Annotated in this window: 27 protein-coding genes; 21 read left to right on the top strand and 6 right to left on the bottom strand. The window is 71.9% G+C overall.

Going from position 1 to position 26,309, the window contains the following annotated elements:
- The first annotated feature begins 79 nt into the window (after nucleotides 1-79).
- From ACPPVT_RS07925 to ACPPVT_RS07965, 9 genes are all read left to right on the top strand, one after another.
- Complete coding sequence (locus ACPPVT_RS07925) at nucleotides 80-1,168, top strand: PhoH family protein (protein WP_426566462.1); 1,089 nt, start codon at nucleotides 80-82, stop codon at nucleotides 1,166-1,168.
- A 4-nt stretch (nucleotides 1,169-1,172) separates the two neighbouring features.
- Entirely contained in the window at nucleotides 1,173-1,640 is a 468-nt protein-coding gene (gene ybeY / locus ACPPVT_RS07930) for an rRNA maturation RNase YbeY (RefSeq protein ID WP_426566463.1), read from the top strand.
- The gene (locus ACPPVT_RS07935; RefSeq protein WP_426566464.1) at nucleotides 1,637-2,953 is read left to right on the top strand and encodes a hemolysin family protein; all 1,317 of its coding nucleotides are present in this window, start codon (nucleotides 1,637-1,639) and stop codon (nucleotides 2,951-2,953) included. The genes ybeY and ACPPVT_RS07935 overlap by 4 nt, the downstream gene beginning before the upstream one ends.
- Complete coding sequence (gene era, locus ACPPVT_RS07940; RefSeq protein WP_426566465.1) at nucleotides 2,950-3,870, top strand: GTPase Era; 921 nt, start codon at nucleotides 2,950-2,952, stop codon at nucleotides 3,868-3,870. The genes ACPPVT_RS07935 and era overlap by 4 nt, the downstream gene beginning before the upstream one ends.
- A gap of 157 nt (nucleotides 3,871-4,027) precedes the next feature.
- Nucleotides 4,028-5,059 (top strand): aspartate-semialdehyde dehydrogenase, encoded by a 1,032-nt coding sequence (locus ACPPVT_RS07945; protein WP_426566466.1) that lies wholly within the window; start codon nucleotides 4,028-4,030, stop codon nucleotides 5,057-5,059.
- A gap of 359 nt (nucleotides 5,060-5,418) precedes the next feature.
- Entirely contained in the window at nucleotides 5,419-7,206 is a 1,788-nt protein-coding gene (gene leuA, locus ACPPVT_RS07950; RefSeq protein WP_426566467.1) for a 2-isopropylmalate synthase, read from the top strand.
- An 84-nt stretch (nucleotides 7,207-7,290) separates the two neighbouring features.
- Nucleotides 7,291-8,880 (top strand): diguanylate cyclase, encoded by a 1,590-nt coding sequence (locus ACPPVT_RS07955; protein WP_426566468.1) that lies wholly within the window; start codon nucleotides 7,291-7,293, stop codon nucleotides 8,878-8,880.
- Between the two features lie 59 nt (nucleotides 8,881-8,939).
- Nucleotides 8,940-9,668, top strand: coding sequence for a DNA repair protein RecO (gene recO / locus ACPPVT_RS07960; RefSeq protein ID WP_426566469.1), 729 nt, complete (start codon nucleotides 8,940-8,942; stop codon nucleotides 9,666-9,668).
- Nucleotides 9,665-10,495: an isoprenyl transferase gene (locus ACPPVT_RS07965; RefSeq protein WP_426566470.1), complete on the top strand. Its 831-nt coding sequence runs from the start codon at nucleotides 9,665-9,667 to the stop codon at nucleotides 10,493-10,495. Before recO ends, ACPPVT_RS07965 begins: the two co-directional genes overlap by 4 nt.
- 30 nt (nucleotides 10,496-10,525) lie before the next feature.
- Here the strand turns inward: ACPPVT_RS07965 and ACPPVT_RS07970 are convergent, their stop codons facing one another.
- The 5 genes from ACPPVT_RS07970 to ACPPVT_RS07990 form a co-directional block, all read right to left on the bottom strand.
- Nucleotides 10,526-10,915, bottom strand: a complete 390-nt coding sequence (locus tag ACPPVT_RS07970) for a Fur family transcriptional regulator (protein ID WP_426566471.1) — start codon at nucleotides 10,913-10,915, stop codon at nucleotides 10,526-10,528.
- The gene (locus tag ACPPVT_RS07975) at nucleotides 10,912-11,991 is read right to left on the bottom strand and encodes a metal ABC transporter permease (RefSeq protein ID WP_426566472.1); all 1,080 of its coding nucleotides are present in this window, start codon (nucleotides 11,989-11,991) and stop codon (nucleotides 10,912-10,914) included. The genes ACPPVT_RS07970 and ACPPVT_RS07975 overlap by 4 nt, the downstream gene beginning before the upstream one ends.
- Nucleotides 11,991-12,782: a metal ABC transporter ATP-binding protein gene (locus ACPPVT_RS07980; protein WP_426566473.1), complete on the bottom strand. Its 792-nt coding sequence runs from the start codon at nucleotides 12,780-12,782 to the stop codon at nucleotides 11,991-11,993. The genes ACPPVT_RS07975 and ACPPVT_RS07980 overlap by 1 nt, the downstream gene beginning before the upstream one ends.
- A complete protein-coding gene (locus ACPPVT_RS07985) occupies nucleotides 12,779-13,726 on the bottom strand; it encodes a metal ABC transporter substrate-binding protein (RefSeq protein ID WP_426566474.1) in 948 nt (315 codons plus the stop codon). The genes ACPPVT_RS07980 and ACPPVT_RS07985 overlap by 4 nt, the downstream gene beginning before the upstream one ends.
- A 67-nt stretch (nucleotides 13,727-13,793) precedes the next feature.
- The gene (locus tag ACPPVT_RS07990) at nucleotides 13,794-14,117 is read right to left on the bottom strand and encodes a DUF6703 family protein (protein ID WP_426566475.1); all 324 of its coding nucleotides are present in this window, start codon (nucleotides 14,115-14,117) and stop codon (nucleotides 13,794-13,796) included.
- 79 nt (nucleotides 14,118-14,196) lie between these two features.
- Here ACPPVT_RS07990 and ACPPVT_RS07995 point away from each other — a divergent pair, with 79 nt between their 5' ends.
- Together ACPPVT_RS07995 and ACPPVT_RS08000 are read left to right on the top strand one after the other, a co-directional pair.
- Complete coding sequence (locus ACPPVT_RS07995; RefSeq protein ID WP_426566476.1) at nucleotides 14,197-14,568, top strand: antibiotic biosynthesis monooxygenase family protein; 372 nt, start codon at nucleotides 14,197-14,199, stop codon at nucleotides 14,566-14,568.
- A gap of 65 nt (nucleotides 14,569-14,633) precedes the next feature.
- Entirely contained in the window at nucleotides 14,634-16,031 is a 1,398-nt protein-coding gene (locus ACPPVT_RS08000) for a glycine--tRNA ligase (protein WP_426566477.1), read from the top strand.
- A 69-nt stretch (nucleotides 16,032-16,100) separates the two neighbouring features.
- On the opposite strand, the gene ACPPVT_RS08005 is transcribed toward ACPPVT_RS08000, so the two are convergent.
- A complete protein-coding gene (locus tag ACPPVT_RS08005) occupies nucleotides 16,101-17,048 on the bottom strand; it encodes a LysR family transcriptional regulator (RefSeq protein WP_426566478.1) in 948 nt (315 codons plus the stop codon).
- A 49-nt stretch (nucleotides 17,049-17,097) separates the two neighbouring features.
- On the opposite strand from ACPPVT_RS08005, the gene ACPPVT_RS08010 reads away from it, so the two are divergent.
- The 10 genes from ACPPVT_RS08010 (at nucleotide 17,098) to ACPPVT_RS08055 (ending at nucleotide 26,222) form a co-directional block, all read left to right on the top strand.
- On the top strand, nucleotides 17,098-18,009 hold the full coding sequence (locus ACPPVT_RS08010; RefSeq protein WP_426566479.1) for a DMT family transporter: 912 nt from the start codon (nucleotides 17,098-17,100) through the stop codon (nucleotides 18,007-18,009).
- 77 nt (nucleotides 18,010-18,086) lie between these two features.
- Nucleotides 18,087-19,034: an ABC transporter ATP-binding protein gene (locus ACPPVT_RS08015; RefSeq protein WP_426566480.1), complete on the top strand. Its 948-nt coding sequence runs from the start codon at nucleotides 18,087-18,089 to the stop codon at nucleotides 19,032-19,034.
- Nucleotides 19,031-19,807: an ABC transporter permease gene (locus tag ACPPVT_RS08020; protein ID WP_426566481.1), complete on the top strand. Its 777-nt coding sequence runs from the start codon at nucleotides 19,031-19,033 to the stop codon at nucleotides 19,805-19,807. The genes ACPPVT_RS08015 and ACPPVT_RS08020 overlap by 4 nt, the downstream gene beginning before the upstream one ends.
- Nucleotides 19,808-19,851: 44 nt before the next feature.
- Nucleotides 19,852-21,075 carry a sensor histidine kinase gene (locus tag ACPPVT_RS08025; RefSeq protein WP_426566482.1) on the top strand — a complete coding sequence of 408 codons (1,224 nt, stop codon included), beginning with the start codon at nucleotides 19,852-19,854 and terminating at the stop codon, nucleotides 21,073-21,075.
- A complete protein-coding gene (locus tag ACPPVT_RS08030; RefSeq protein ID WP_426566483.1) occupies nucleotides 21,072-21,692 on the top strand; it encodes a response regulator transcription factor in 621 nt (206 codons plus the stop codon). Before ACPPVT_RS08025 ends, ACPPVT_RS08030 begins: the two co-directional genes overlap by 4 nt.
- Nucleotides 21,693-21,718: 26 nt before the next feature.
- Complete coding sequence (locus ACPPVT_RS08035; protein WP_426566484.1) at nucleotides 21,719-22,105, top strand: VOC family protein; 387 nt, start codon at nucleotides 21,719-21,721, stop codon at nucleotides 22,103-22,105.
- A gap of 149 nt (nucleotides 22,106-22,254) precedes the next feature.
- Nucleotides 22,255-22,611: a YraN family protein gene (locus tag ACPPVT_RS08040; RefSeq protein WP_426566485.1), complete on the top strand. Its 357-nt coding sequence runs from the start codon at nucleotides 22,255-22,257 to the stop codon at nucleotides 22,609-22,611.
- Nucleotides 22,612-24,168, top strand: coding sequence for a YifB family Mg chelatase-like AAA ATPase (locus ACPPVT_RS08045; RefSeq protein WP_426566486.1), 1,557 nt, complete (start codon nucleotides 22,612-22,614; stop codon nucleotides 24,166-24,168).
- Complete coding sequence (gene dprA / locus ACPPVT_RS08050; RefSeq protein WP_426566487.1) at nucleotides 24,168-25,301, top strand: DNA-processing protein DprA; 1,134 nt, start codon at nucleotides 24,168-24,170, stop codon at nucleotides 25,299-25,301. Before ACPPVT_RS08045 ends, dprA begins: the two co-directional genes overlap by 1 nt.
- 21 nt (nucleotides 25,302-25,322) lie before the next feature.
- Entirely contained in the window at nucleotides 25,323-26,222 is a 900-nt protein-coding gene (locus tag ACPPVT_RS08055) for a tyrosine recombinase XerC (RefSeq protein ID WP_426567089.1), read from the top strand.
- Nucleotides 26,223-26,309 lie beyond the last annotated feature (87 nt).

Below are 26,309 nucleotides of genomic sequence, written 5' to 3' on the forward strand. Positions count from 1 at the left end.
GTCGCAGTCGGGCCTCCCGGCTACGATGGAGGAGTCCACGAGCAGCGACGGAAGGGACGAACTGGCCACCTGGCCGCCCATGAGCGACACACCACCCACCAGCGCGTCCGACGTCCCCGCGGCAGGGGGCGAGGCACCTACGGGCAGCAGCCGGCCCCCGACCTCCCTCCCGCACACCATCGTTGTCACCCCTGAGGTGCCGATGGTCAGCCTGCTCGGGCCTGGCGACGACGTCCTGCGCACCATCGAGCGCGCCTTCCCGCGGCTCGACGTGCACGTGCGCGGCAACGAGATCACGGTCAGCGGTCCGCCCGGCGAGGTGGCGCTGCTGGAGCGCCTGGTCGACGAGCTCCTGATCGTCATCGCGTCCGGCCAGCCGTTGACCCGCGATGCGGTGGACCGTTCGGTCGCGATGCTGCGCCAGCAGACCACCGAACGGCCGGCCGACGTCCTGACGATGAACATCTTGTCCAACCGGGGCAAGAAGATCCGGCCCAAGACGTTGAACCAGAAGCGTTACGTCGACGCGATCGACGACAACACGGTGGTCTTCGGCATCGGCCCGGCCGGCACCGGTAAGACCTATCTGGCGATGGCCAAGGCGGTGCAGGCCCTGCAGGCCAAGCGGGTCAACCGGATCATCCTGACCCGGCCGGCCGTCGAGGCGGGCGAGCGGCTCGGCTTCCTGCCGGGCACCTTGACCGAGAAGATCGACCCCTACCTGCGCCCGCTGTACGACGCGCTGCACGACATGCTCGACCCGGACTCGATCCCGCGGCTGATGGCGGCCGGCACGATCGAGGTCGCGCCTCTCGCCTTCATGCGGGGTCGCACGCTCAATGACGCCTTCGTCATCCTGGACGAGGCGCAGAACACCTCCGCCGAGCAGATGAAGATGTTCCTGACCCGCCTCGGCTTCGGTTCCAAGATCGTGGTCACCGGCGACGTCACCCAGGTCGACCTGCCGGCGGGGACGACGTCCGGGCTGCGGGTCGTCCAGGACATCCTCGACGGCCTGGACGACGTCCACTTCGCGTTCCTGACCAGCCAGGACGTGGTGCGGCACCGTCTGGTCGGGCAGATCGTCGACGCCTACGGCCGCTGGGACGCGTTGCGTTCCGGGGCGACCCTGTCGGGCAACCGGGCGAGCCGGCGCAGCCGGCGATGACCCGATGAGCATCGAGGTCAACAACGAGACCGGCCACGAGTGCGACGAGCACGAGCTGGTCCGCATCTCGCGCTACGTGATGGACGAGCTGAGGGTGCACCCGCAGGCCGAGCTGTCCATCGTGCTGGTCGACGAGCCCGCCATGGAGCGCCTGCACGTGCAGTGGATGGACCTGCCAGGCCCGACCGACGTGATGAGCTTTCCGATGGACGAGCTGCGCCCGGGCAGCGAGGACGCCGAGCCCGAGCCGGGCCTGCTCGGCGACGTCGTGCTCTGCCCGTCGGTCGCTGCCCAGCAGGCGTCGCAGGCCGGCCACACGACGCAGGAGGAGCTCCTGCTGCTGACCACCCACGGCATCCTGCACCTGCTGGGGTACGACCATGCCGAGCCGGACGAGGAGGCTCAGATGTTCGAGCTCCAGCGCCGACTGCTGCTGACCTTCCTAGCCGGCAAGGGCCGACCCCGGCCATGATCACCCCGGACGCGAGGCTCGCCCTCGCGGTCGTCCTGCTGGTCGTCTTCGCCGCCGCCCTGGCCGCAGCCGAGGCATCCGTGTCGAAGGTGACCCGGGTGCGCGCCGAGCAGCTGGTCGAGGATGGCCGCCGCGGTTCGGCGTCCCTGCTCGCCGTGGTCGGCAACAGCGGACCGTTCCTGTCGGTGTCCACGTTCGTCCGGGTGGTCTGCGAGTCGTTCGCTGCGGTGTTCGTGACGATCACCTGTGCGGGGGCGTTCGAGCGTCAGTGGGTCGCGCTGCTGGTGGCGGCGGCGATCATGGTGGTCGCCTCGTTCGTCCTGGTCGGGGTCAGCCCGCGCACCGTCGGCCGCCAGCACGCCGAGACCGTCGCGCTGCTCAGCGCCCCGGTGCTGCTCTGGCTGTCCCGGCTGCTCGGCCCGCTGGCCAGGCTGCTGGTCGCGCTGGGCAACGCCGTCACGCCGGGCCGGGGTTACCGCGACGGCCCGTTCTCCAGCGAGTCCGAGCTGCGCGAGCTGCTGGACCTGGCCGGTCAGAACTCGGTGATCGAGGCCTCCGAGCAGCAGATGCTGCACTCGGTCTTCGAGCTCGGCGACACCATCGTCCGCGAGGTCATGGTGCCCCGCACCGACATGGTCACGATCGAGCACGACAAGGTGCTGCGCCAAGGGCTGTCGCTGTTTCTGCGCTCGGGCTTCTCCCGGATCCCGGTCGTGGACGAGGGACCGGACGACGTGCTCGGCATGCTCTACCTCAAGGACGTGACCAGGCGCGTCTACCTGGACGCTGCGTCCGAGCAGTCGGTGCGTGTCCGCGACGTGATGCGTCCGGTGCACTACGTGCCGGAGAGCAAGCCGGTGGACGACCTGATGCGTGAGATGCAGCGCGACCAGACGCACGTCGCGGTCGTCGTCGACGAGTACGGCGGCACCGCCGGGTTGGTGACCATTGAGGACGTGCTGGAAGAGATCGTCGGTGAGATCGCGGACGAGTACGACCGCGAGGCGGACGCCGTGGAACGGCTCGACGACGGCACGATCCGGGTGCAGGCCACCCTGCACGTCGATGAGCTGGGTGAGCTGTTCGACCTCGAGCTGGACGACGAGGACGTCGACACCGTCGGTGGCCTGCTGGGCAAGGCGCTCGGCCGGGTCCCGATCCCGGGGGCGCGGGCCGTCGTCGAGGGACTCGAGCTGACCGCTGAGCGACCCGCCGGACGTCGGCACCGCATCGCGACCGTGATCGTGCGGGACGTGCGCGGCGCAGCGGAGGCGGACGCCAAGCAGGCGGATGCTGCGAGACTGGGCCAGTGAGCGCCTCTGAGCACCGGTCCGGCTTCGCGTGCATCGTGGGCCGGCCGAACGCCGGCAAGTCCACGCTGACCAACGCGCTGGTCGGCGAGAAGGTCGCCATCACGTCGTCCAAGCCGCAGACCACCCGGCACGCGATCCGCGGCATCGTGACCCGCGACGACGCCCAGCTCGTGCTTGTCGACACGCCCGGGTTGCACCGACCCAGAACCCTTCTGGGACAGCGGCTCAACGACGTCGTACGCGGGACGCTGACCGAGGTGGACGTCGTCGGCTTCTGCCTGCCGGCCGACCAGAAGGTCGGCCCCGGCGACCGGTTCATCGCCGCCGAGCTCGCCGCGATCCGCCGCGAGGGCCGCGGAACGCCCGTGGTGGCGGTCGCCACGAAGATCGACCTGGTCGACCGGCAACGGCTGACCGAGCACCTGATGTCCATCGACCGGCTGGGGGAGTGGGACGACATCGTCCCCGTGTCCGCCGTGCGGCACGAGCAGGTCGACGTCCTGACCGACCTGCTGATCAAGCACCTGCCCGTCGGCCCCGTGATGTACCCCTCCGGTGAGCTCACGGACGAACCCGAGGCCGTCATGGTCGCCGAGCTGATCCGCGAGGCCGCCCTGGAGGGCGTTCGGGACGAGCTGCCGCACAGCCTCGCCGTGGTCGTCGACGAGATGACCCGGCGCGAGGACCGCCCCGAGCACGACCCGATGCTCCAGATCCGGGTGATCCTGTACGTGGAGCGTTCTTCGCAGAAGGGCATCATCATCGGCAAGGGCGGCGCGCGGCTCAAAGAGGTCGGCAGCAACGCCCGGCGCGGCATCGAGGCCTTGCTTGGGCAGAAGGTGTTCCTGGACCTGCACGTGAAGATCGCCAAGGACTGGCAGCGCGATCCGAAGCAGCTGCAGCGCCTCGGCTTCTGACCCTTCGGTGCTGGCGTGAAGCCGAGCGCCGCAGACCTTCGGTCGGCCCTCGCTCCGCTCGTTTGACGCCGACCTGCGGTCTGCGGCGCCCGGCTTCGCGGGCTGGTTGGGTGAGACCGCGGGGCGGGTCGCTCTTCGGCTCGCCTATTCTGGGCTAATGCGCGTAGGTGTGTTTGGGACTACTGGTCAGGTTGGCGGGGTCATGCGGGCCTTGCTCGCGGAGCGATCCTTTCCGCTCGATGATGTGCGGTTCTTCGCGTCCGCACGCTCGGCAGGGACCACGTTGCCCTGGGGTGGCGGCGAGGTCGTCGTCGAGGACTCGGCGACGGCTGACCTGTCGGGGCTGGACATCGCGCTGTTCAGCAACGGCAAGGGTGCCTCGCTGGAGCTGGCGCCGCGGGTGGCCGCGGCCGGCGCCGTCGTGATCGACAACTCCAGCGCGTGGCGGATGGACCCCGACGTCCCGCTCGTGGTGAGCGAGGTCAACCCGGAGGACCTCGACGTCCTGCCCAGGGGGATCGTCGCTAACCCGAACTGCACGACCATGGCCGCGATGCCGGTGCTGGCCCCGCTGCACCGCCGGGCCGGCTTGGTTCGGCTGCACGTCGCCTCGTACCAGGCCGTCTCGGGTTCTGGCGGCAAGGGTGTGGCCGAGCTGGACGAGCAGGTCCGCAAGGTCGCCGACAGTGCTGCCGCGCTGGCCTTCGACGGCCGAGCGGTCGAGCTGCCGGCGCCGAGTGCCTACGTCAAGCCGATCGCCTTCAACGTGCTCCCGCTGGCCGGCTCGATCGTCGACGACGGTTCGGGTGAGACCGACGAGGAGCAGAAGCTGCGCAACGAGACGCGCAAGATTCTGCACGCCCCCGGCCTGGCCGTCGCCGCGACCTGCGTGCGGGTGCCGGTCTTCACCGGGCACAGCCTCGCGATCCACGCCGCGTTCTCGCGCCCGCTGTCGCCGTCCGAGGCGACCGAGCTGCTGGCGACGGCGCCCGGCGTCGAGCTGTCCGACGTCCCGACGCCGCTGGACGCGGCCGGTCGCGACCCGAGCCTGGTCGGCCGGATCCGGACCGACCCGACCGTGGACGGCGGCCGTGGCCTGAGCCTGTTCGTCTCGGGCGACAACCTGCGCAAGGGCGCCGCGCTGAACGCCGTCCAGATCGCCGAGCTCCTGCTCGCCCGCCGTTCTTGACCAACTCCCCCGCCCCCGCCCCCGCCCCCTCGCAGCGGCGTTGAAGTTGATCACGTTAAGTGGGCGAAGACCTGCTTCTCGAGGCGAAGACCCCTCGAGAAGCAGGTGTTCGCACACCTAACGTGATCAACGGCGGAAGCGTCAGCGAGGAGCGGGGGGTGGAGACGGGGGGAGGGTCCGGGATGTGGGACCGGATGACCAGGGCGTGGACGACGTCCGGCGCCCGGGCGTACGGTATCCGGGTGCGGACGACGAGCCTCCTCCTTGGTCGCCGCGGCGGGGCTTCGTAGCAGGCCGGCCCCTCGCCGCGGGTTCTTGGCGTGCCGGTCACACCTCCTCGCAGAGACGAAGGCCACCCGATGACGCACGAGACCACTGAGCGCTGGGCGACCACGCCGCAGCAGCCGTCGGTGATGCCGGTCCACAAGTACCGGCCCTACTACGAGACCTTCACGGTCGAGCTGCCCGACCGCACCTGGCCGGACAAGACGGTCGACCACGCCCCCCGCTGGTGCGCGGTCGACCTGCGTGACGGCAACCAGGCGCTGATCGACCCGATGAGCCCGGCCCGCAAGCTGGCGATGTTCCAGCTGCTGGTGCGCATGGGCTACAAGGAGATCGAGGTCGGCTTCCCCAGCGCCAGCCAGACCGACTTCGACTTCGTCCGCCAGCTGGTCGAGGGTGAGTACATCCCCGACGACGTGATGATCCAGGTGCTGACCCAGTGCCGCGAGCACCTGATCGAGCGCACCTTCGAGTCCCTGGTCGGCGCTAAGCAGGCCATCGTGCACTTCTACAACTCGACGTCGACCCTGCAGCGCCGGGTCGTCTTCGGTCTGGACCGCGACGGCATCACCGACATCGCCACCCAGGGCGCCAGCCTGGCCAAGAAGTACGCCGAGATGATCACCCCAGACACGGAGATCCACTACGAGTACTCGCCGGAGTCCTACACCGGTACCGAGCTGGAGTACGCGGTCGAGGTGTGCGGCAAGGTCATCGACGTCATCGACCCGACGCCGGACCGCCCGCTGATCATCAACCTGCCGGCCACCGTCGAGATGGCCTCCCCGAACGTCTACGCCGACTCGATCGAGTGGATGAACCGGCATCTGCCGCGCCGCGACAGCGTCGTGCTGAGCCTGCACCCGCACAACGACCGGGGCACCGGCGTCGCGGCCGCCGAGCTCGCCTACCTGGCCGGCGCCGACCGCATCGAGGGCTGCCTGTTCGGCAACGGCGAGCGCACCGGCAACGTCTGCCTGGTCACCCTCGGGCTCAACCTGTTCAGCCAGGGCATCGACCCCCAGATCGACTTCGGCGACATCGACGACGTGCGCCGCACCGTCGAGTACTGCAACCAGCTGCCGGTGCCGGAGCGGCATCCGTACGGCGGCGACCTGGTCTACACCGCGTTCTCCGGCTCGCACCAAGACGCCATCAAGAAGGGCCTGGAGGCGCTCGAGAAGGACGCCGCGGAGCAGGGCCTGGACGTCGACGAGCTCGTCTGGGCCGTGCCGTACCTACCCATCGACCCGAAGGACGTCGGCCGCACCTACGAGGCCGTGATCCGGGTGAACAGCCAGTCCGGCAAGGGTGGCGTCGCCTACCTGCTGAAGTCCGAGCACCAGCTGGACCTGCCGAGACGACTGCAGATCGAGTTCAGCGGAGTCGTCCAGCGGCACACCGACGACGAGGGTGGCGAGGTGTCCGCGGCCGCGCTGTGGACCGCGTTCAGCAACGAGTACCTCCCGCTGCCCGACCGCCCCTGGGGGCGGTTCACGCTGCGCGGCACGAGGCTCTCGACGTCCCAGGACGGTCTGGACCAGCTCGCCGTCGAGCTGGCCGACGGCGGCGAGGTCGTGTCCCTGCAGGGGCAGGGCAACGGCCCGATCGCCGCGTTCACCCAGGCGCTGGCCGACCGCGGCGTCGACGTCCGGGTGCTGGACTACCACGAGCACGCCATGAGCGCGGGCGGCGACGCCACCGCTGCCGCCTACGTCGAGTGCGCGATCGAGGGGCGCGTTCTGTGGGGCGTCGGCATCGACGCGAACATCGTCACCGCCTCGCTCAAGGCGGTCGTGTCAGCCGTGAACCGCTGGGTGCGCGACAGCGCCGACGCCGGTCAGGACGACGCGCCCGCCTAGTTCCGCAGATGCCCGGCGATCCGCGTCCGCAACCGGCAGACTGAGCACACCGGGGGCAACCGGGCAGGTCGAGGCAGGCGGGCGGTGGGTTCGGTAGACGGCGTCGTTGTGGTGTGCAGCGAGTTCGGTCCGCTCGACCTGTTGTCCGACTGGGCCCATGAGTTCTACCTGGACGGGTTCTCCGAACGCGCCGTGCAGGCTGCGCGCGAGGCGATCCCGGTCGCCCGCGGCGCCGGCGACCTGCGCACCCTGCGGTTCCTGCACTACACGTGCGGCGTGGCGTTGATCGAGCAGCGTCGCTGGGACGACGCGATCGTGGCGGCGCACGACCTGCTGTCGGTGGTCGAGCCGTGGGACTCGGCCTGGCGGGCCAAGGCACTGTCGCTGCTCGGCGACGCCGGCCTGCGGCTGGGACGGGCGTCGGCGGCCGTCGACGCGCTGGCCGAGGCGTTCAGCCTCGTCGAGCACGACCCGCCGAAGGTCTACAACCAGCTCAGCGCGACCATGGCCGTCGCGGCCACCCTGAGCCACGCCCAGCTGTTCACCCCGGCAGACGACCTGTTCCGGCTGTGCCTGTCGTCTCCGGCGGTGCGGGGGCCGCTGGCGGCGACCCGGATCGCCAAGGTGCTGGTGCTGCAGGAGTACTCCGTGCTGCACGCCACCTGGGGCACCGCACTGCTGCTGGACGGTCGCGACGGGCAGGCGTACCAGCACTTCGTCCGCAGCGCCGAGGTGGCGCTGCAGATGATGCAGATGACCGCCGGCAGTGACGACGAGATGCACGCCCGGGCCGAGCTGGTCGAGGGATACGCACAGCTGCAGCTGGGCGAGACCGAGCTCGCCGAGGTGCGGCTCATGCAGGCCGCCGCGCGGTTCGAGATGCGGCCGGAGCTGCCGGAGGTGCAGATCAGCTGCCTCGGTCGGGCGCTCTGCCTGCTCGAGCGAGGGCGGTACGACCCGGCCCGCGACGTGCTCCGTGAGGTGCTGGACAGCGTCCGGGTGGCCGACCGGGTGGTCTGGGAGCTGGCCACCCTGGCGACCATGGCCGAGGTCGAGGTGGCCGAGCACGGCGAGCACCCGTCCACCCAGTACTACGCGCAGAGCACACAGGTCGCGGCCCAGCGGCTGTGGATCGAGCGGGAGAGCCGCTTCTTCGCGATGCGTGACCGGATCAGCCTGCGTGCGCTGGCCGCCGAGGCCTCCCAGCTCGGTCGCGACGCGATGATCGACCCGCTCACCGGGCTGGGCAACCGCCGGATGCTGGACGTCGGGATCGCCCAGTCCCTCGGTGGTGCGGCGCTGTTCGTGGACATCGACCTGTTCAAGGTCGTCAACGACCGCTTCTCGCACTCGGTGGGTGACGAGGTGCTGCGCCGGATCGCGGACATCCTGCGCGCGCACTGCCGTTCTCACGACGTCGTCGTCCGGTTCGGCGGTGACGAGTTCGTGGTGCTGCTGCCGGCCACGGCCGCGGTGGAGGCGGCCGCGGTCGGGGAGCGGGTGCGCGCCGCGGTGTACCGCGAGCACTGGGAGGACCTGCGTCCCGGCCTCGCCGTCAGCGTCTCGGTGGGCGTTGCCGCGTCGGAGGCGTCCACCGACCGGGTCCTGAAGGACGCGGACGCCGCCCTGTACGCGGCCAAGGAGTCCGGCCGCAACCGGGTCGCCGTGTACTGAGGCCCACCCGGCTGCGTGGCGGCGCCGGACTTGTCGGTGCGGCGTAGCACAATCATCCGGTGAGCCTGTACCGCGACGAGGCGATCGTCCTGCGCACCCACTCCCTGGGCGAGGCCGATCGGATCGTCACGCTGCTCACCCGCGAGCGGGGCAAGGTGCGCGCGGTGGCCAAGGGGGTCCGGCGCACCCGCAGCCGGTTCGGCGCCCGGCTCGAGCCGTTCATGATGACCGACGTACAGCTCTACCAGGGCCGCAATCTCGACACGGTGACCCAGGCCGAGACCATCGCGCCCTACGGCGAGCGGCTCGTCGCCGACTACCCGAGCTACACGGCGGGCTCGGCGATGCTGGAGACGGCCGACCGGCTGACCGAGGAGCGCGAGCCGGCGGTGCAGCAGTTCCTGCTGCTGGCCGGCGGGCTGCGCACGCTGGCCGAGCGGTCGCACGATCCGTCGCTTGTGCTCGACGCCTATCTGCTGCGCTCGCTGTCGGTGGCCGGGTGGGCGCCGTCGTTCGTCGACTGCTCGCGATGCGGGGCTCCGGGCCCCCATCGGGCGTTCGCCGTCGCTTCCGGCGGCTCGGTCTGCCCGACCTGCCGTCCGGCTGGATCGGTCGCGCCGGCGCTGGCCACGCTCGAGCTGCTCGCTGCCCTGCTGGCTGGCGACTGGGAGGTCGCGGACGCCAGCGACCCGCGGCACCGCCGCGAGGGCAGCGGCCTGGTGGCGGCCTACCTGCAGTGGCACCTCGAGCGCGGCGTCCGTTCGCTGCGGCTCGTGGAGCGGGCGTGAGGGCGCGCCGGGCGGACCGGCGGGCGTCGTCCGCCGTCCGAGCGGAGCCGGTGCCGCCACCGGCGCACCACTCGGGGGCCCGGCCGCCCGGCCTACCGGCCGAGCTGGTGCCCAAGCACGTCGCCGTCGTGATGGACGGCAACGGACGGTGGGCCAACGCCCGCGGTCTGCCCCGCACCGAGGGTCACGCCCGCGGTGAGGCCGTGCTGCTGGACGTCGTCGCCGGCGCGATCGAGGTCGGCGTGACCCACCTGTCGGCGTACGCCTTCTCCACCGAGAACTGGCGTCGCTCGCCGGACGAGGTGCGGTACCTGATGGGCTTCAACCGCGACGTGATCCGTCGCCGCCGTGACGAGATGCACGCCTGGGGGGTGCGGGTCCGGTGGGCCGGACGGCGACCTCGGTTGTGGCGCAGCGTGATCCGCGAGCTCGAGGCGGCCGAGGAGCTGACCCGCGACAACACCGTGCTGACCCTGACGATGTGCGTGAACTACGGCGGACGGGCCGAGATCGCGGACGCCGCGCGGGCCCTGGCGCTGGACGTGCAGGCCGGTCGGGTGTCGGCCGACCGCATCGACGAGAAGGTGCTGGCCCGCTACCTGGACGAGCCGACGATGCCGGACGTCGACCTGTTCTGGCGCTCGTCGGGCGAGCAGCGGACGTCGAACTTCCTGCTCTGGCAGTCGGCCTACGCCGAGATGGTGTTCGACGACGTGCTGTGGCCGGACGTCGACCGGCTGGACCTGTGGCGGGCCATCGAGACCTACGCCAGCCGCGAGCGCCGCTACGGTGGTGCGGTCGACGTCCCTGACCCCCCTGCGCTGTAAGGGATTCGCGCCAAGGCGTGGGCTGGCGGGTCAGTGGCGGTTGCAGGTGCCAAACAGCTCCAGGGTGTGGCTGATGTCGCGGAACCCATGCTGGCCGGCGACGGCGTCGGCCCACTGCTCGACGGCCGGACCCTCGACCTCGACGGTCCGACCGCACTCGCGGCAGACCAGGTGGTGGTGATGCGAGCCGGAGCGGCACCGCCGGTAGACGACCTCACCGTCGTCGGTGCGCAGGGCGTCCACGCCCTCGTCCTCGACCATTCCCTGCAGCGCGCGGTAGACGGTGGCCAGCCCGATGGTGCTGCCCTGCTCGCGCAGCCCCGCGTAGATCTGCTGGGCGCTGACGAACGTGGTGCCGTCCGCGAGGTAGGACTCCACCGCCTCACGCTGTTTGGTGGCCCGTCGGGTCGTGCTGGTCATCGCTCGGCCTCCTGTGGCTGGGCTCCGGGTGCCGCGTCGTGGTCGTGCGGATGGTCGTGCGGATGGTCGTGCGGATGGTCGTGCGGATGGTCGTGCGCGAGGTTGTTGCCGTGCTCGTCGTAGTGCCCGCCGTGCGCTGCGTGCAGGTGCCCGCCGTGGAGGTAGTCCACGTGCCCGTCGTGCAGGACGGCGGGGTGACCGCAGTTCTCGCCGTGCTCGTGGGCGTGCTGTCCCTCAGCGACCCGGTGCCGACGTCCGGCCCAGCGTTCGCGCAGCCCGACCGCCACGGCGGTGAAGGCGAAGACCGTCACGGCCAGGACCACGATCGTGGCTCCCGACGGCGTGCTGGTGTAGAAGCTCGCGCTGATCCCGCACAGGCTGACCGCGACGCCCACCACGACCGCCAGCAGCAGGCTGGTGCGGAAGCTGCGGCAGACCAGCTGGGCGACAGCGTTCGGCACGATCATCAGCGCGCTGATCAGCAGCAGTCCGACCACCCGCATCGACACCACCACGGTCACCGCGGTCAAGATGGCCAGCACCATGTTCAGCCCGAGCACCGGCAGGCCGACGGCCCGCGCGTACTCGGGGTCGTTGGCCACCGCGAACAGCCGCGGCGCCAGTACGGCGGTCACCACCAGGACCACCGTCGCCAGAGCGGCGAACGTCACCACGTCGCGTGGGCTGGTGGTGGTGATGGCGCCGAAGAGGTAGGCGTTGAGGTTGGCTGGTGTGCCCTGTGGCGAGCGGGAGATCAGCGCGACGCCGAGCGCGATCCCGCCGTAGAACATCACGGCGAGGGCGACGTCCCCGCTGGTGCGTCCGCGTGCCCGGATCAGCTCGATCGCCACCGCGGCCGCGACCGCGGCCACCAGTGCCGTCCAGACCGGTGCCCGGCCGCTGACCACGCCGATCGCGACGCCGGCCAGTGCGACGTGCCCCATGCCGTCGCCGATCAGCGCGAGCCGGCGCTGAACCAGGAAGATCCCGACCACAGGCGCGGCCAGCCCGACCAGCAGGCCAGCCAGCAGGGCGCGCCGCATGAAGTCGTACTGCAGCAGCTCCAGGACAGCCATCACGCACCGCCCAGGGGGTGCTCGATCCAGGCCGACGGGTGACGCGGGTCGTCGGCGTGCGGGTCGGGCAGGTGGTGGTGGTCAGCCGAGTGCGGTGCGTGCGGCACGGGGCTCGGCGGGGGACCGTCGTAGGTGATCCGGCCGTCCGAGACGACGACGGCCCGGGTCAGGGTGTCGGCCAGCGGCCCGACCTCGTGCGTCACGATGATCATCGGCACGCCCCGGGTGGCGAGCTGGCGGATGGTGTCGGCCAGGGCCTGCTGGCTGACCTGGTCGACCCCAGCGGTGGGCTCGTCCATCACCAGGACGCCGGGCTCGGCGGCCAGCGCCCGCGCGATCAGCACGCGGCGCTGCTGGCCGCCGGACAGCTCGGCGATGTTGGTGTCGGCGAAACCGCCCAGCCGGACGGCGTCGATGGCCTCCGTGACCACCGCTCGGTCGACCGCGCCGAGCCGGCCGAACAGGCCGAGTCGGGGCAGGCGTCCGGACGAGACGACCTCGCGGACCGTCGAGGCGATGGCCCCGCCGACGGTGTGCCGCTGCGGGACGTAGCCGATGGCCGCGCGGTCACGCCGGGTGCGCAGCGGCTTGCCGAGCAGCTCGACCTCGCCGCGCATCACCGTCGCCAGCCCGAGCAGGCCGCGCACCAGCGTGGTCTTGCCCGAGCCGTTCGCACCGAGGACTGCGACGACCTCGCCGTCGGTGACGGTCAGGTCGGCGTCCCGGACCACCGGGCGGTCGCCGTACCCGATGGTGACGTCGCGCATCCGGACGACCGGCGTGCTGGTCATCGGCACGGCTGCCCGTGCCGCAGGCTCGCCAGGTTGGCGCGCATGACCTCGAAGTAGCTGGTCCCGGCCGACTGCGCCGTGAGCCCCTCGATCGGGTCGAGGACAGCGGCGGCGGCCCCGGTCTCGCGGGCGACGGTGTCGGCCACCGCCGGGCTGACCAGGGTCTCGTAGTAGATGGTGCGCACGTCGTTCGCCTCCACGAAGTCGATGACGTCGGCGAGCTCGCGCGGCTGCGGCTCGGCCTCGGGGGTCAACCCGGTGATGGGGACCTGCCGCAGGCCGTAGCGCTGGGCGAGGTAGCCGAAGGCGTTGTGGCTGGTCACCAGGTCCGGGTTCGCACACTGGGACAGACCCTTGCGGTAGTCCGCGTCCAGCGCGTCCAGCTCGGCCCGCAGCGCGGCCAGGTTGGTCGCGAAGTCGGCCGCATCGGCCGGCCTGAGCCTGGCCATCTCGGCTTCCAGCGCGGCGGCGACGGACGAGAGCCGGGTCGGGTCCAGCCAGAAGTGCGGGTCGGTGCTGCCGGCCTCGTTCCGCTTCGCCTGGCCCTGCTCGACCGGAGTGAAGGTGAGGTTGAGGTCGGCCGACGGGGCGGCGTCGAACGTGGCGGGTGGTCCGGCCGCGACGATGCCGTCGTCGACCGCGGGCTGGAAGCCGCTGAGGTAGACGACAAGGTCGGAGTCCTGCAGGTGCGCGACGTCGCGCGGGGTCAGCTCGAGGTCGTGCGGCTCGGCGCCCGGTCGGGTCAGCGAGGCGACCCGGACGGCGTCCCCGCCGATCCGCTGGGCGATGTACTGCAGCGGGTAGAAACTCGCGGTGACCCGCAGGCGTCCGTCGGCGTCGGAGGAGTCAGCGGCCGCTTCGCTGCTGCAGCCGGACAGGGCGAGGGCACCGGCCAGGGCCAGCAGGGCGGCGCCTGCGATGGCTCGCGTCCGGCGCTTCGTCATGACAATCATTCTCAGTCGAGATGAGAACGGTTGTCAATCTCCCTGGGACGTGACCTTCTCGCGCACCTCAGCTCCGGGGGAAGAACTGCACGACGCACAGGGCCAGCGCGAGCAGCAGCACGGCCAGCCGGCCCAGGCGCTCGCTGGTGGTCAGCCGGGGCCAGCTCAGGTACAGCAGCCAGGCCACGAACAGCGCGACGATCCCGGTGCACACGCCGCCGATCACGCCACCCACGAACAGCCCGACCAGCAGCAGGCCGAGCATCGCCAGGAACGGCACCACTCGGGGCAGGGCGGAGATCCGGGACAGCACAGGGTGACTGGCCCGGGCCACTGCGGCGCGCAGGTTCGAGTTCGCAGGCGTGCTCGCGGGCGGTCCTGAGGTGGGCACTTCGGCTCCGTCGGTCGGATGGGTGGGACGACGTGACATCCTCCCAGGAGCCAGCAACCGTCGTCCGGGGAGGTCAGCCGTGCCGCTCGTGGTGGTCACCCGATACCGAGTCCCGCCCGGTGACGAGCCGGCGTTCCGCGAGCGAGCCCGCGAGGCGCTGGACGCGTTGCGCGCCCAGCCCGGCTGCCGACGCGGTCACGTGGGCCGTTCGATCGACGACCCGCAGCGCTGGTTGCTGCAGACCGAGTGGGAGAGCACCGGGTCCTACCGACGGGCGCTGTCGTCGTACGACGTGAAGCTGCGAGCGGTGCCGGTGATGTACCACGCGATCGACGAGCCGACGGCGTACGAGTCGCTGGTGGAGGCCGACGAGAACGGCATGAGCGAGCACGAGAGCGACCGCGATCCCGGTGCTGGAACCGCATCGCCCGGCCGGCACGGCGACCGGTAGCCTGGCTGATCACCGCGCGCCGCCTGGGAGCGCCGGTCCCCGAACCTCGATGGAGTGATCCGCCCGTGGCCGCCAAGCCCGAGTCCCGCATCGACGCCGTCGTCAGCCTCGCCAAGCGGCGCGGCCTGGTCTACCCGTGCGGCGAGATCTACGGGGGTACGAAGTCGGCCTGGGACTACGGCCCGCTCGGCGTCGAGCTGAAAGAGAACATCAAGCGGCAGTGGTGGCGCACGATGGTGACCAGCCGCGACGACGTGGTGGGCCTGGACTCCTCGGTGATCCTGCCGACCCAGACCTGGGTGGCCAGTGGGCACGTCGAGACGTTCACCGATCCGCTGACCGAGTGCCAGAGCTGTCACCGCAGGTTCCGCGCCGACCACCTCCAGGAGGCGGTGGCCGACAAGAAGGGCATCGCGAACCCGGACGACGTCGACCTGGCCGATGTGGCCTGCCCGAACTGCGGCACCCGCGGGGCCTGGACGCCGCCCCGCGCCTTCAACGGCCTGCTGAAGACCTACCTCGGCCCGGTGGACGACGAGTCCGGCCTGCACTACCTGCGGCCCGAGACCGCGCAGGGCATCTTCCTGAACTTCCTCAACGTGATGACCTCGGCCCGCAAGAAGCCGCCGTTCGGGATCGCGCAGACCGGCAAGAGCTTCCGCAACGAGATCACGCCGGGCAACTTCATCTTCCGCACCCGCGAGTTCGAGCAGATGGAGATGGAGTTCTTCGTCGAGCCCGGCACCGACGCCGAGTGGCACCAGACCTGGATCGACCTGCGCACCCAGTGGTACGTCGACCTTGGCATCGACCGGGACAACCTTCGCCACTACGAGCACCCGAAGGAGAAGCTCTCGCACTACTCGACCCGCACGGTGGACATCGAGTACCGCTTCCACTTCCAGGGTTCGGAGTGGGGCGAGCTCGAGGGCGTCGCGAACCGCACCGACTTCGACCTGACGACGCACAGCAAGCACTCCGGCGTCGACCTGTCGTACTTCGACCAGGGCAAGAACGAGCGCTGGACGCCGTACGTGATCGAGCCCGCAGCCGGGATCGGCCGCTCGATGATGGCCTTCCTGCTCGACGCCTACTCCGAGGACGAGGCACCCAACGCGAAGGGCGGCGTGGACAAGCGCGTCGTGCTGCGGCTCGACCCGCGCCTGGCCCCGGTGAAGGCAGCAGTGCTGCCGCTGTCCCGGCACGCCGACCTGTCGCCGAAGGCCCGCGACCTCGCAACGGCGCTGCGCCGCAACTGGAACATCGACTTCGACGACGCCGGCGCCATTGGCCGCCGCTACCGCCGTCAGGACGAGATCGGCACGCCGTTCTGTCTCACGGTCGACTTCGACACCCTCGACGACCAGGCCGTGACGGTGCGCCAGCGCGACTCGATGGCCCAGGAGCGGATCGGGCTGGACCAGGTCGAGGCCTACCTGTCGGGCCACCTAGTCGGCTGCTGACCGGCCACGCCCTCCCCACTTGTGACGCGTTGTGGGGGTCTCAGCGCGTGGTGAGACCCCGATAGCGCGTCACAAGGTGCAGGTGGAGGCGGTCCAGTCGTCCGCGGCGGACCGCAGGCCGTCCAGCACCAGGGCGATCGCCGGGTCGTTCTGCGAGCCGGCTCGGACCGCCGCGTAGAAGTGCCGCGAGGCCGGTGACCCGAGGACCGGGACGACGGCCAGCCCGTCGACTGGCAGCGGCTGGGCCAGCCGCGGCACCAGAGCCACGCCCGCGCCCGCTGCGACGAGCGCACCCAGTGCGACCCAGTCCCCGACGTGATGCCGGACGTCGGCGGTGAATCCGGCGTTCGTGCAGACGGCGTCCGTCAGCTGGGCGCAGGACCCACCCGGATAGCCCGCGACCCACCGTTCGCCGGCCAGGTCGATCAGCCGGACGCCGGCCGGGTCGGCCAGCAGATGGCCGGCCGGCAACACCGCGTCGAGCGGGTCAACCAGCAGGTCGACGCGGTGGTACCGGGGGTCGGTGGACGGCGGGCTCGGCCGGTGGTGCACCGTGACCGCGACGTCGACGTCGCCCAGGTCGAGCATGGTGAAAAGCCCGGGCGGCTCTGCCTCCTCGACGGTGAGCGAGAGCCCAGGATGGCTGTGGCACAGCGACTTCAGCGCCGGTGCCACGATCGCGCTGATCCCCGTGGACAGGGATGCGACGCTCACCTGACCGGCCTGCCCGGCGTCCCAGGTCGCCAGGTCGGCGCGCGCAGCCTGCAGCTGCTGCTCGATCACCGCCGCGTGCTCCAGCAGAAGTCGGGCGCGGCTGGTCAACCGGACGCCGCGCCCGCGCTTCTCCAGCAGCTGCACGCCGGTCTCGCGGGCCAGCCCGGCGATCTGCTGGGACACCGCGGACGGGGTCAGATGGAGTGCCGCCGCGGCAGCGGACACCGTGCCGCGCTGCTCGAGCATGCGCAGCACGCGCAGCCGACGCAGATCAATCGTGAAGTCCCGACTCAACGTTGACATGAACAGATTGTAGATGGACTGAACGATCTGCAACACCGACAATGAAGGTATGAGTCGTCGTGGGGTGCTTCTGTTCGCCGGTCTGTCGATCGCCTGGGGGATCCCCTACCTGCTGATCAAGATCGCGGTCGAGGAGCTCAGCCCGCTCACCCTGGTGTTCGCCCGCACCGCGCTGGCCGCGGTGCTGCTGCTGCCCGTGGCGATCGCCCGTGGGTGGGTCCGGCCGGTGCTGAGCCGTTGGCCGAAGCTCCTCGTCTTCACCGCGGTCGAGATCACCGTGCCGTGGCTGCTGATCTCTCGTGCCGAGCAGCACCTCACCAGCTCCCTGACCGCACTGCTGGTGGCCGCCGTCCCGCTGGTCGGGGTGGGGGTCGCGATGGTCACCGGACGGCACGAGCCGCTGGGGCGCCTCGGGGCCCTCGGCCTGCTGGTCGGCATCGCGGGCGTCGCGCCGCTGGTGGGCGTCGACGTGGGTGGCAGCCAGTGGTCCGCGGTCGCCGAGATGGGCGTGGTGGTGGTCGGGTACGCCTTCGGCGCGGCCCTGCTGGCGCGCTGGTTCTCCGACGTCCCCGGCCCGGGTGTGGTGGCCCTCTCGCTCACGGCTGCGGCCCTGGGCTACCTGCCGTTCGCGGTGCCTGGCCTGCCCAGCACGATGCCCTCCACCCGGGTCGTGGTGTCGGTCCTCCTCCTCGCGCTGATCTGCACGGCCGCCGCGTTCCTGCTGCTGGTGGCGCTGGTCGGCGAGATCGGTCCGGTCCGCGCGACGACCATCACCTACGTGAACCCGGCGGTCGCCGTTCTGGCCGGTGCCCTCGTGCTCGGCGAGCAGGTGACCGGCTGGACGCTGGCCGGCTTCGCCTTGGTGATCGCCGGCTCGGTCCTGGTCAACCGTCGTCGGCCCGTTCAGGAGCGGCTCGACGAGAGCGCGCCCTGCCCTGCTCCGGTGGTCGCGACCACCTGAGCCGTCGTGACACCCGTCATGGGTCGCTCATGACTGCCGCCGGGGCGCGCGCCCCGCCGAGGCGGCAACCTTGGACCATGACGCAGAACGACACCACCACGGTCGGCGCCCTTGCGTCGGCGACCCGCAGCCCGGCGCTGCAGCTGCGCGACCTGCGCAAGAGCTACGGCGACGTCCGGGCGGTCGACGGGATCGACCTGACGGTCGAACGCGGCGAGATCGTCGCCTTCCTCGGCCCTAACGGCGCCGGCAAGACCACGACGATCGACATGATGCTCGGGCTGGCCCGCCCCAGCGGCGGGACGGTGCAGGTGCTCGGCTTCGAGCCGCACCAGGCCGTCGCCCGCGGTGAGATCGCCGCGGTGATGCAGACCGGCGGCCTGCTCAAGGACGTTACGGTGCGCGAGACCGCGCAGATGATGGCCGCCCTCTTCCGGTCGGCGCGGCCGGTCGAGGAGGTGCTGGCCCGGGCTGGCATCGCGGACATCGGCGACCGGATGGTCGGCAAGTGCTCGGGTGGTCAGCAGCAGCGGCTGCGGTTCGCACTCGCGCTGCTGCCCGACCCGTCCCTGCTGGTGCTCGACGAACCCACGACCGGCATGGACGTCGAGGGACGCCGCGAGTTCTGGGCGGCCATCCGCGCCGACGCCGCACGCGGGCGCACCGTGCTTTTCGCTACCCACTACCTGGACGAGGCTGACGCGTACGCCGACCGGATCGTGCTGGTTCGGCACGGTCGCGTGGTCGCCGACGGCACGTCCGCGCAGATCAAGAACCTGGCCTCCGGGCGGGTGGTCAGCGCCACCCTTTCCGGGGTGTCCGAGGTCGAGCTGGCCGCAGTGCCCGGGGTCGAGCGGGCCGAGCGCCGCGGCGATCGGGTTTTGCTGCGCGGCAAGGACTCTGACGCCATCGCCCGACACCTGCTCACCCACACCGCCGCCCGCGACCTGGAGATCGCCTCCACCGGGCTCGAGGACGCGTTCATCGCCCTGACCGGCGACACCACCGAGGAGAACGGCTCATGAGCACCGCGACCCTGACCGACGCCCGCAAGCCGCGCTCGGGCTTCAACCCGACCTACCTGCGGCTGGAGATGCGCCGCCTGCTGCGCAACCGACGCACGATCATCTTCACCCTGATCATGCCGGCGGCGTTCTTTCTCGCCTTCGGCGGCGGGGCCGACTACCGCAACCAGTCCGCCGGCGTCGGCAACGTCACCGCGTACGTGATGGTCAGCATGGCGGCGTACGGCGCCATGCTCGCCTGCACCAGCGGCGGCGCCAGCGTCTCGGTCGAGCGAGCGGTCGGCTGGAGCCGTCAGCTGCGCCTGACACCGCTGCGTCCGCTGGCGTACGTCGCGATGAAGATGACCACCGCGATGGTCCTGGGCCTGGTCGCGGTCGTGGTCGTCTTCGCGGTCGGCTACGCCAAGCATGCGCAGATGCCGCTGCACTCCTGGATCGAGTGCGGTCTGATCGCCTGGGTGGGCTCGTTGGTCTTCGCGGCGTTCGGGCTGTTCATGGGCTACCTGCTGCCGAGCGAGAACGTCATGCAGGTCCTCGGCCCGGGGCTTGCCCTGCTGGCGTTCGCCGGCGGCCTGTTCGTGCCGCTCTCGGACGGCACGCTGTTCGCCACACTGTCCGCGTTCACCCCGATGAACGGCCTGGCCAAGCTGTGCCGCGCACCGCTGACTGGGGACGGTTGGGAGATCTCCGCGGTGCTCAACGTGGTGTTCTGGTTCGCGGTGTTCGCCGGCGGTGCGGCCTGGCGGTTCCGGCGGGACACGGCACGGGTGTGAGGGATCTGCTGGCGCCTGGCTCACGGACCTCTACGGTGAGGTCCGTGAGCACTGGCGCGGCGGAGCAGACGCCGCGAGCCCGACCGAACGAGGCGGCCGCGGTGGCCGCGAGCTTCATGCCGGGCATCGGTCGGGCCCGGCCGATGGTCTTCGCCGGGGTCTGGCTGGTCTACCTGGTCTCGCCGCTCGCCGACGTCCTGAGGTCCGATGGCCCGTGGCGGGTGGTCGGCGTTCTCGCGCTGGTCGGTTTCGCGATGCTCTTCCTGGTCGGCGCGCTGCTGGTGCGCGACGTCCGGCGCGGCGCACCGGGCGCCGAGCCGAAGGTGTGGCTGACCCTTGTCGCGATGGTCGCACTGCTGGCCCTGGCGGCACCGGCCGGTGGCCAGGACGTGGTCGGCGGCGCGATCTACGTCGCCGTGCTCGCGGTGATGGCACTGCCGGGGCGGGTCGGTGCGGCCGTGGTGGCCCTGGTGGCCGTGGCGTCCGAGGTGGTGCCACGGCTCGTCGACGGGTGGAGCGCGGACAACTTCTTCGCTTTCCAGGTGATCGTGGCGAGCTTCGCGGCCTGGGGGATCATCCAGGTCATCGCTCGCAACGCCGACCTGATGCGCGCCCGCGAGGAGATCGCCCGGCTGGCGGTCGCCGACGAGCGGGCCCGGATGTCGCGCGACCTGCACGACATCCTCGGCCACAGCCTCACGGTCATCACGGTCAAGGCGGAGTTGGCCGGACGGCTCGCCGAGGTTGAGGGCGCACCCCAGGCGCGGGCCGAGATCGGGGACGTCGAGCGGCTGGCTCGCGAGGCCCTGGCCGACGTCCGGTCCACGGTCGGCGGAATGCGTGGGCTCACCCTGGCCGGCGAGCTGGCGGGTGCACGGACGGCCCTCGAGGCTGCCGGCATCGAGGCCCAGCTGCCCTCATCGGTGGACGACGTTCCGGCCGCCTGGCGTGAGCTGTTCGCCTGGACGGTGCGCGAGGGCGTCACCAACGTGGTCCGGCACAGCCGGGCCGAGCGGTGCGTCGTCCGGCTCTCGCCGCGAGCCGTCGAGGTGCGGGACGACGGGTGCGGCCCCGCCTGTCCGGACCGTTCGGACCTGCGCGCCGACCCCGGCTCGGTCGGGTCGGGACGTCTCGCGGGTACCCAGGGCGGCCACGGGTTGGTAGGCCTGCGTGAGCGGGCCGGTCAGCTGGGCGCCCGGATGTCCGTCGGATCGGCGGGTGCCGACGGGTTGCCCGGGTTCGTGCTGCGGGTGGAGGTCCCCGCGTGAGCGAGCCGATCCGCCTGCTGCTCGCGGACGACCAGGCGCTGGTGCGCGGCGCGCTGGCGGCCCTGCTGCGGCTGGAGCCCGACCTGGACGTCGTCGCGGAGGTCTCCTCAGGGGAGGAGGTGGTCGCGGCCGCTCGGCGGACCAGCCCCGACGTGGCGCTGCTCGACGTCGAGATGGGCGAGGTGGACGGGATCTCCGCGACCGCGTTGCTCCGCGCGGCGATCCCGCGCTGCCGAGTGCTGGTGGTCACGACGTTCGGTCGTCCCGGTTACCTGCGCCGGGCCATGGAGGCCGGGGCCAGCGGCTTCGTGGTCAAGGACACCCCGGCCCGGCAGCTGGCCGACGCCGTGCGTCGCGTGCACGCCGGCCTGCGGGTGGTCGACCCGTCGCTGGCCGCCGAGACGCTGGCTGTGGGCGACAGCCCGCTGACCCGGCGCGAGGGCGAGGTGCTGCAGGCGGCCCGGGACGGCGGGACGGTCGCCGACATCGCGGCGGCCGTGCACCTGAGCGAGGGGACTGTGCGCAACCACCTGTCCGCGGCCATCGGCAAGACTGGCGCGCGAACCCGGGCCGAGGCAGTCCGCATCGCCGACGAGCACGGCTGGCTGCTGAGCTGAAGACTGTCCTCGACGAAGGAGTGGCGATGGACGAGAACGCCGCAGGGATCACGCACGTGTCGGTCGTGGCGGTGCACGTCGAGGACCAGCAGCGGGCGGTCAGCTTCTACACAGAGGTGCTCGGCTTCGAGATCCGGCGGGACGCACCCTATGGTGACGGCGCACGCTGGGTGGAGGTCGCTCCGGAGGGCGGGCAGGCGTCCCTGTCGCTGGTACCGGCGCACGGCGCGGCCGCCGCCGGGGTGGACACCGGGGTCCGGCTGGTCGCGGACGACGCGCAGCGTGCCCACTCCGCGCTGGTGGCGGCCGGTGCGGACGTGGACGCCGACATCTCGAGGTGGCCGGGGGTGCCGCCGATGTTCTCCTTCCGCGATCCCGACGGAAACGTCCTCTACCTGGTGCAGCGCGAGTGAGCTGACGGGCTGCACGTCCACAGCCGGCGCGAGGGTCGCGCGCCGCATCGTCCCTGTGGACGACGGTTCGTCCCATCCTCCACAGGTCGGCCGGTGCCGCTGGGAACGGGCGCTTCTGGACGGCAGGTTTGGTCGCGGAGGTGGTTCCGTTGGCCGCGAAGGACACGTTGGGCAGGTACGGCGAGGACGTCGCCGCGCGGCATCTGGTCGAGCAGGGTTTCCAGGTGCTGTGCCGCAACTGGCGCTGTGAGCTGGGTGAGATCGACATCGTGGCCCGCGACGGCAGCTGCCTGGTCGTCTGCGAGGTCAAGACCAGGCGCAGCAACGTGTGCGGGCATCCGGCCGAGTCAGTGACCGCGCGCAAGCTGGCCCGGCTTCGCCGGCTGGCCGCCCGGTGGCTGGCCGAGTCTGGGCTGCACCCGCCGCAGGTGCGGATCGACGTCGTCTCGGTGTTGCGGCCGCCGACCGGGCGCGCCGTCGTCGAACACCTGAGGGCGGTGTCCTGAGTGCCGCTCGGACGAACCCGGTGCGTGGCGTTGTCCGGGATCGACGGCCTGGTGGTGGACGTCGAGGCAGATGTCGCCAGCGGCCTGCCCGCCTTCACCCTGACCGGTCTGCCGGATGCGTCGTTGGGGGAGGCCCGCGACCGGGTGCGAGCCGCCTGCCACAACAGCGGGGTGACGTTGCCGGCGCGCAGGATCACGGTCAACCTGTCGCCGGCGTCGCTGCGAAAGGCTGGCACCAGCTTCGACGTCGCGGTCGCCGTCGCGGTGCTCGCCGCAGGCGACGTGATCCCGCACCGCGCGGTCGAAGGCGTGGTGCACCTCGGCGAGCTCGGTCTGGACGGCCGAGTGCGGGCCGTGCGCGGTGTGCTGCCGATGGTGCTGGCCGCGGCCCGGGCCGGTGTCCGTCGGGTGGTGGTGCCCGAGCCGAACCTCGACGAGGCCGCACTGGTCTCGGATGTCGAGGTGCGCGGTGCCCGCAGCCTGGCGGCCCTGGTGGCGGACTACCGGGGCGAGCCGGAGCCCTGCCAGGACGTCGCTGAAGAGCTCGTCCCCGAGGCGGCCGACAGCCCAGCCGCTTCGGTCGAGCCGCCGGAGCCGCTAGACCTGGTGGACGTCGTCGGTCAGACCGAGGCGCGGCAGGCGCTCGAGGTGGCCGCGGCCGGTGGTCACCACCTGCTGCTGCTCGGTCCGCCCGGTGCGGGCAAGACGATGCTGGCGGCCAGGCTGCCTGGCCTGTTGCCCGACCTCGACCGCACCAGCGCCCTTGAGGTGACGGCGGTGCACTCCCTGGCGGGTGCCCTGCCGGCCGGCAGCGGCCTGGTCCGCCGGCCGCCGTTCGTCGACCCGCACCACACGTCGTCGCCGGCTGCCGTGGTCGGCGGCGGGGCGGGCGTGCCGCGCCCGGGCGCCGCGTCCCGCGCTCACCACGGCGTGCTGTTCCTGGACGAGGCACCAGAGTTCGACGTGCGGGTGCTGGATGCGCTCCGCCAGCCCTTGGAGGACGGCGAGCTGGTGATCCACCGAGCGGCCGGGCACGCCCGCTACCCCGCTCGGTTCCAGCTCGTGCTGGCCGCCAACCCCTGTCCCTGCGGCAACGCGTCCGGCAAGGGGCTGGACTGCACGTGCACGCCGATGGCCCGCCGTCGCTACCTGCACCGACTCTCCGGCCCGCTGCTCGACCGGGTCGACCTGCAGGTGCAGGTCCTGCCGGTCACCCGCGCCGCGCTGTCCGGCGGTCCGCTGCCGGAGTCTTCACGAACGGTGGCCGGGCGGGTGCTGGCGGCGCGCGAGGCGCAGGCTGCACGGTGGTCCGGCACGTCCTGGCGGATCAATGCGCACGTCCCCGGGCACGTGCTGCGACGCGCCCCATGGCGGCTGCCGGCCGCTGTCACGTCCTCGATCGACTCGGGCATCGAACGCGGCACGCTGACCGTCCGCGGCTATGACCGGGTGCTGCGCGCCGCCTGGACGTACGCGGACCTCGCCGGTCGCGACCGCCCGATCGAGGCGGACGTCCTGCAGGCGAGTGCGCTGCGACACCACCGGGTCGCCGCCTGATGCCCGGCCGGCACAGCCTTCGCTTCGACTCCGCCGACGAGACTCTGGCCCGGGCGGCCTGGAGTCGGCTCGCCGAGCCTGGGGACGTCAAGGTCGCGAGCCTGCTCGCCGAGGTGGGGCCCACGGAGGCGCTGCGGGCGCTCGTCACCCGGGACGTGGACTGGATGCAGCGGTACCTGACCCGGCTGCCTGAGCTCGACCCGCCGCGCGACCTGCGCGCACTGGCGAGCCTTGGTGGTCGGGTCTTGGTGCCGGGCGACGCCGAGTGGCCGACCGGCCTCAACCAGCTCGCTGCGCCGCCTCCGTGCCTGTGGGTGCGTGGTCCCGTCGAGCTCGCTGACCTGGCACGCCGGTCCGTCTCGGTCGTCGGTGCCCGGGCCAGCACCGCGTACGGCGAGCACGTGGCCGGTGAGCTGTCCAGCGGCTTGGCGGGCCGCGGCTTCGCGGTGGTCAGTGGGCTTGCCTACGGGATCGACGGGACGGCGCACCGCGCTGCCCTGGGCTCGGGGACCAGCGTCGCGGTCGTCGCCGGCGGTGTCGACCGCGCCTACCCCCGCGGCCACGACGCGTTGATGGCCGAGCTCGTGCGCAGCGGCGCGGTGGTCAGCGAGGTGCCGCCTGGCTCCGCGCCCACCCGGTCCCGGTTCCTGCAGCGCAACCGGCTGATCGCCGCGATGACCAGCGGCACCGTGGTCGTCGAGGCCGCCGTGCGCAGCGGCGCTCTGAGCACGGCGAGGGCGGCGGCCACGCTCGGCCGTCCCGTCGGCGCCGTGCCGGGGCCGGTCACCTCGTCCTCCTCGGCGGGTTGCCACGCCCTGGTCCGGGAGGGGCGGGCCGTGCTGGTCACGGATGCGGCCGAGGTCGCGGACCTCGTCGGCCGGATCGGTGCCGACGCGGTCGACCCGCCGCGGGGCGGCGCCGGCCCGTTCGACGGCTTGGACGACGTCACCCTCCGCGTGGTCGACGCCCTGCCGGTGCGGACCGGCAGGCCTCTGGACCGGTTGTGCGTGGCGTCCGGTCTCGAGCCGGCGACCGTCCAGGTCGCGCTGGGACGGCTCGCGCTGCTCGGCCTGGCCGAGCGACACGCGCACGGGTGGCGCAGGGTGCCTGCCGGTCGTCGCCCGCCTGCGTAGCGTGGACCCATGCCCGGGGCGATGGATGACGCGGTGGGGGAGTTCGTCCGTCACCTGCGCGCCGAGCGCAACCGCTCCGAGCACACTCAGCGCGCCTACACCACGGACGTGTGCGCCCTGCTCGACTTCGCCGCCGAACGCGGGGCTACCGACCTGGACGCGGTGACACTGCCCCTGCTGAGGTCCTGGCTGGCCGCGCAGACCGCCGCCGGGCTGTCCCGGGCCACCATCGCCCGCCGGGCAGCCGCAGCTCGGACCTTCTGCGCCTGGGCCACCCGGACCGGCCGGATGCTGCGTGACCCTGCGCTGCGCCTGGTCGCGCCGCGGCGGGACCGCACGTTGCCGGGAGTGCTCGCGCAGCAACAGGCCACCGAGCTGCTGGACGTCGCCGCCGGGGCCGCCGACGACGGCGACCCGCTGCATCTGCGCGACCGGGCCGCTCTGGAGCTGCTGTACGGCAGCGGAGTGCGGGTCGGCGAGCTGGTCGGCCTCGACGTGGACGACGTTGACCTCGACCGCCGGGTGATCCGGGTGACCGGGAAGGGAAACAAGCAGCGCGTGGTTCCCTTCGGCGTGCCCGCAGCCGAAGCCGTCCGTGACTGGTTGTCGCAGGGGCGACCCCAACTGGCCACCGCCGACAGCGGGCCGGCCCTGTTGCTAGGGCGCCGCGGCCGTCGAGCCGACCAGCGCCAGGTGCGTGAGGCGGTGCATGCCCTGCTGGAGCACGTTCCCGGCGCGGACGACCTCGGACCGCACGGACTGCGCCATTCGGCGGCAACCCACTTGCTCGAGGGTGGAGCTGACTTGAGAGCCGTTCAAGAACTCCTGGGTCACGCTACGCTCGCCACGACCCAGATCTATACACACGTATCCGTCGAGAGGCTGAAGGCGACATATGAGCAGGCGCACCCGCGTGCCTGAGGTGGAGGTCGCGGTGGATCCGCAGGCCGACGCTGACGGCCAGCCGGAGGCCGCTGACGCAGCCCTTACGGACGCGGACGCCGCTTC

This window comes from Angustibacter sp. McL0619 (assembly GCF_049994355.1).
Taxonomy (GTDB): Bacteria; Actinomycetota; Actinomycetes; order Actinomycetales; family Angustibacteraceae; genus Angustibacter.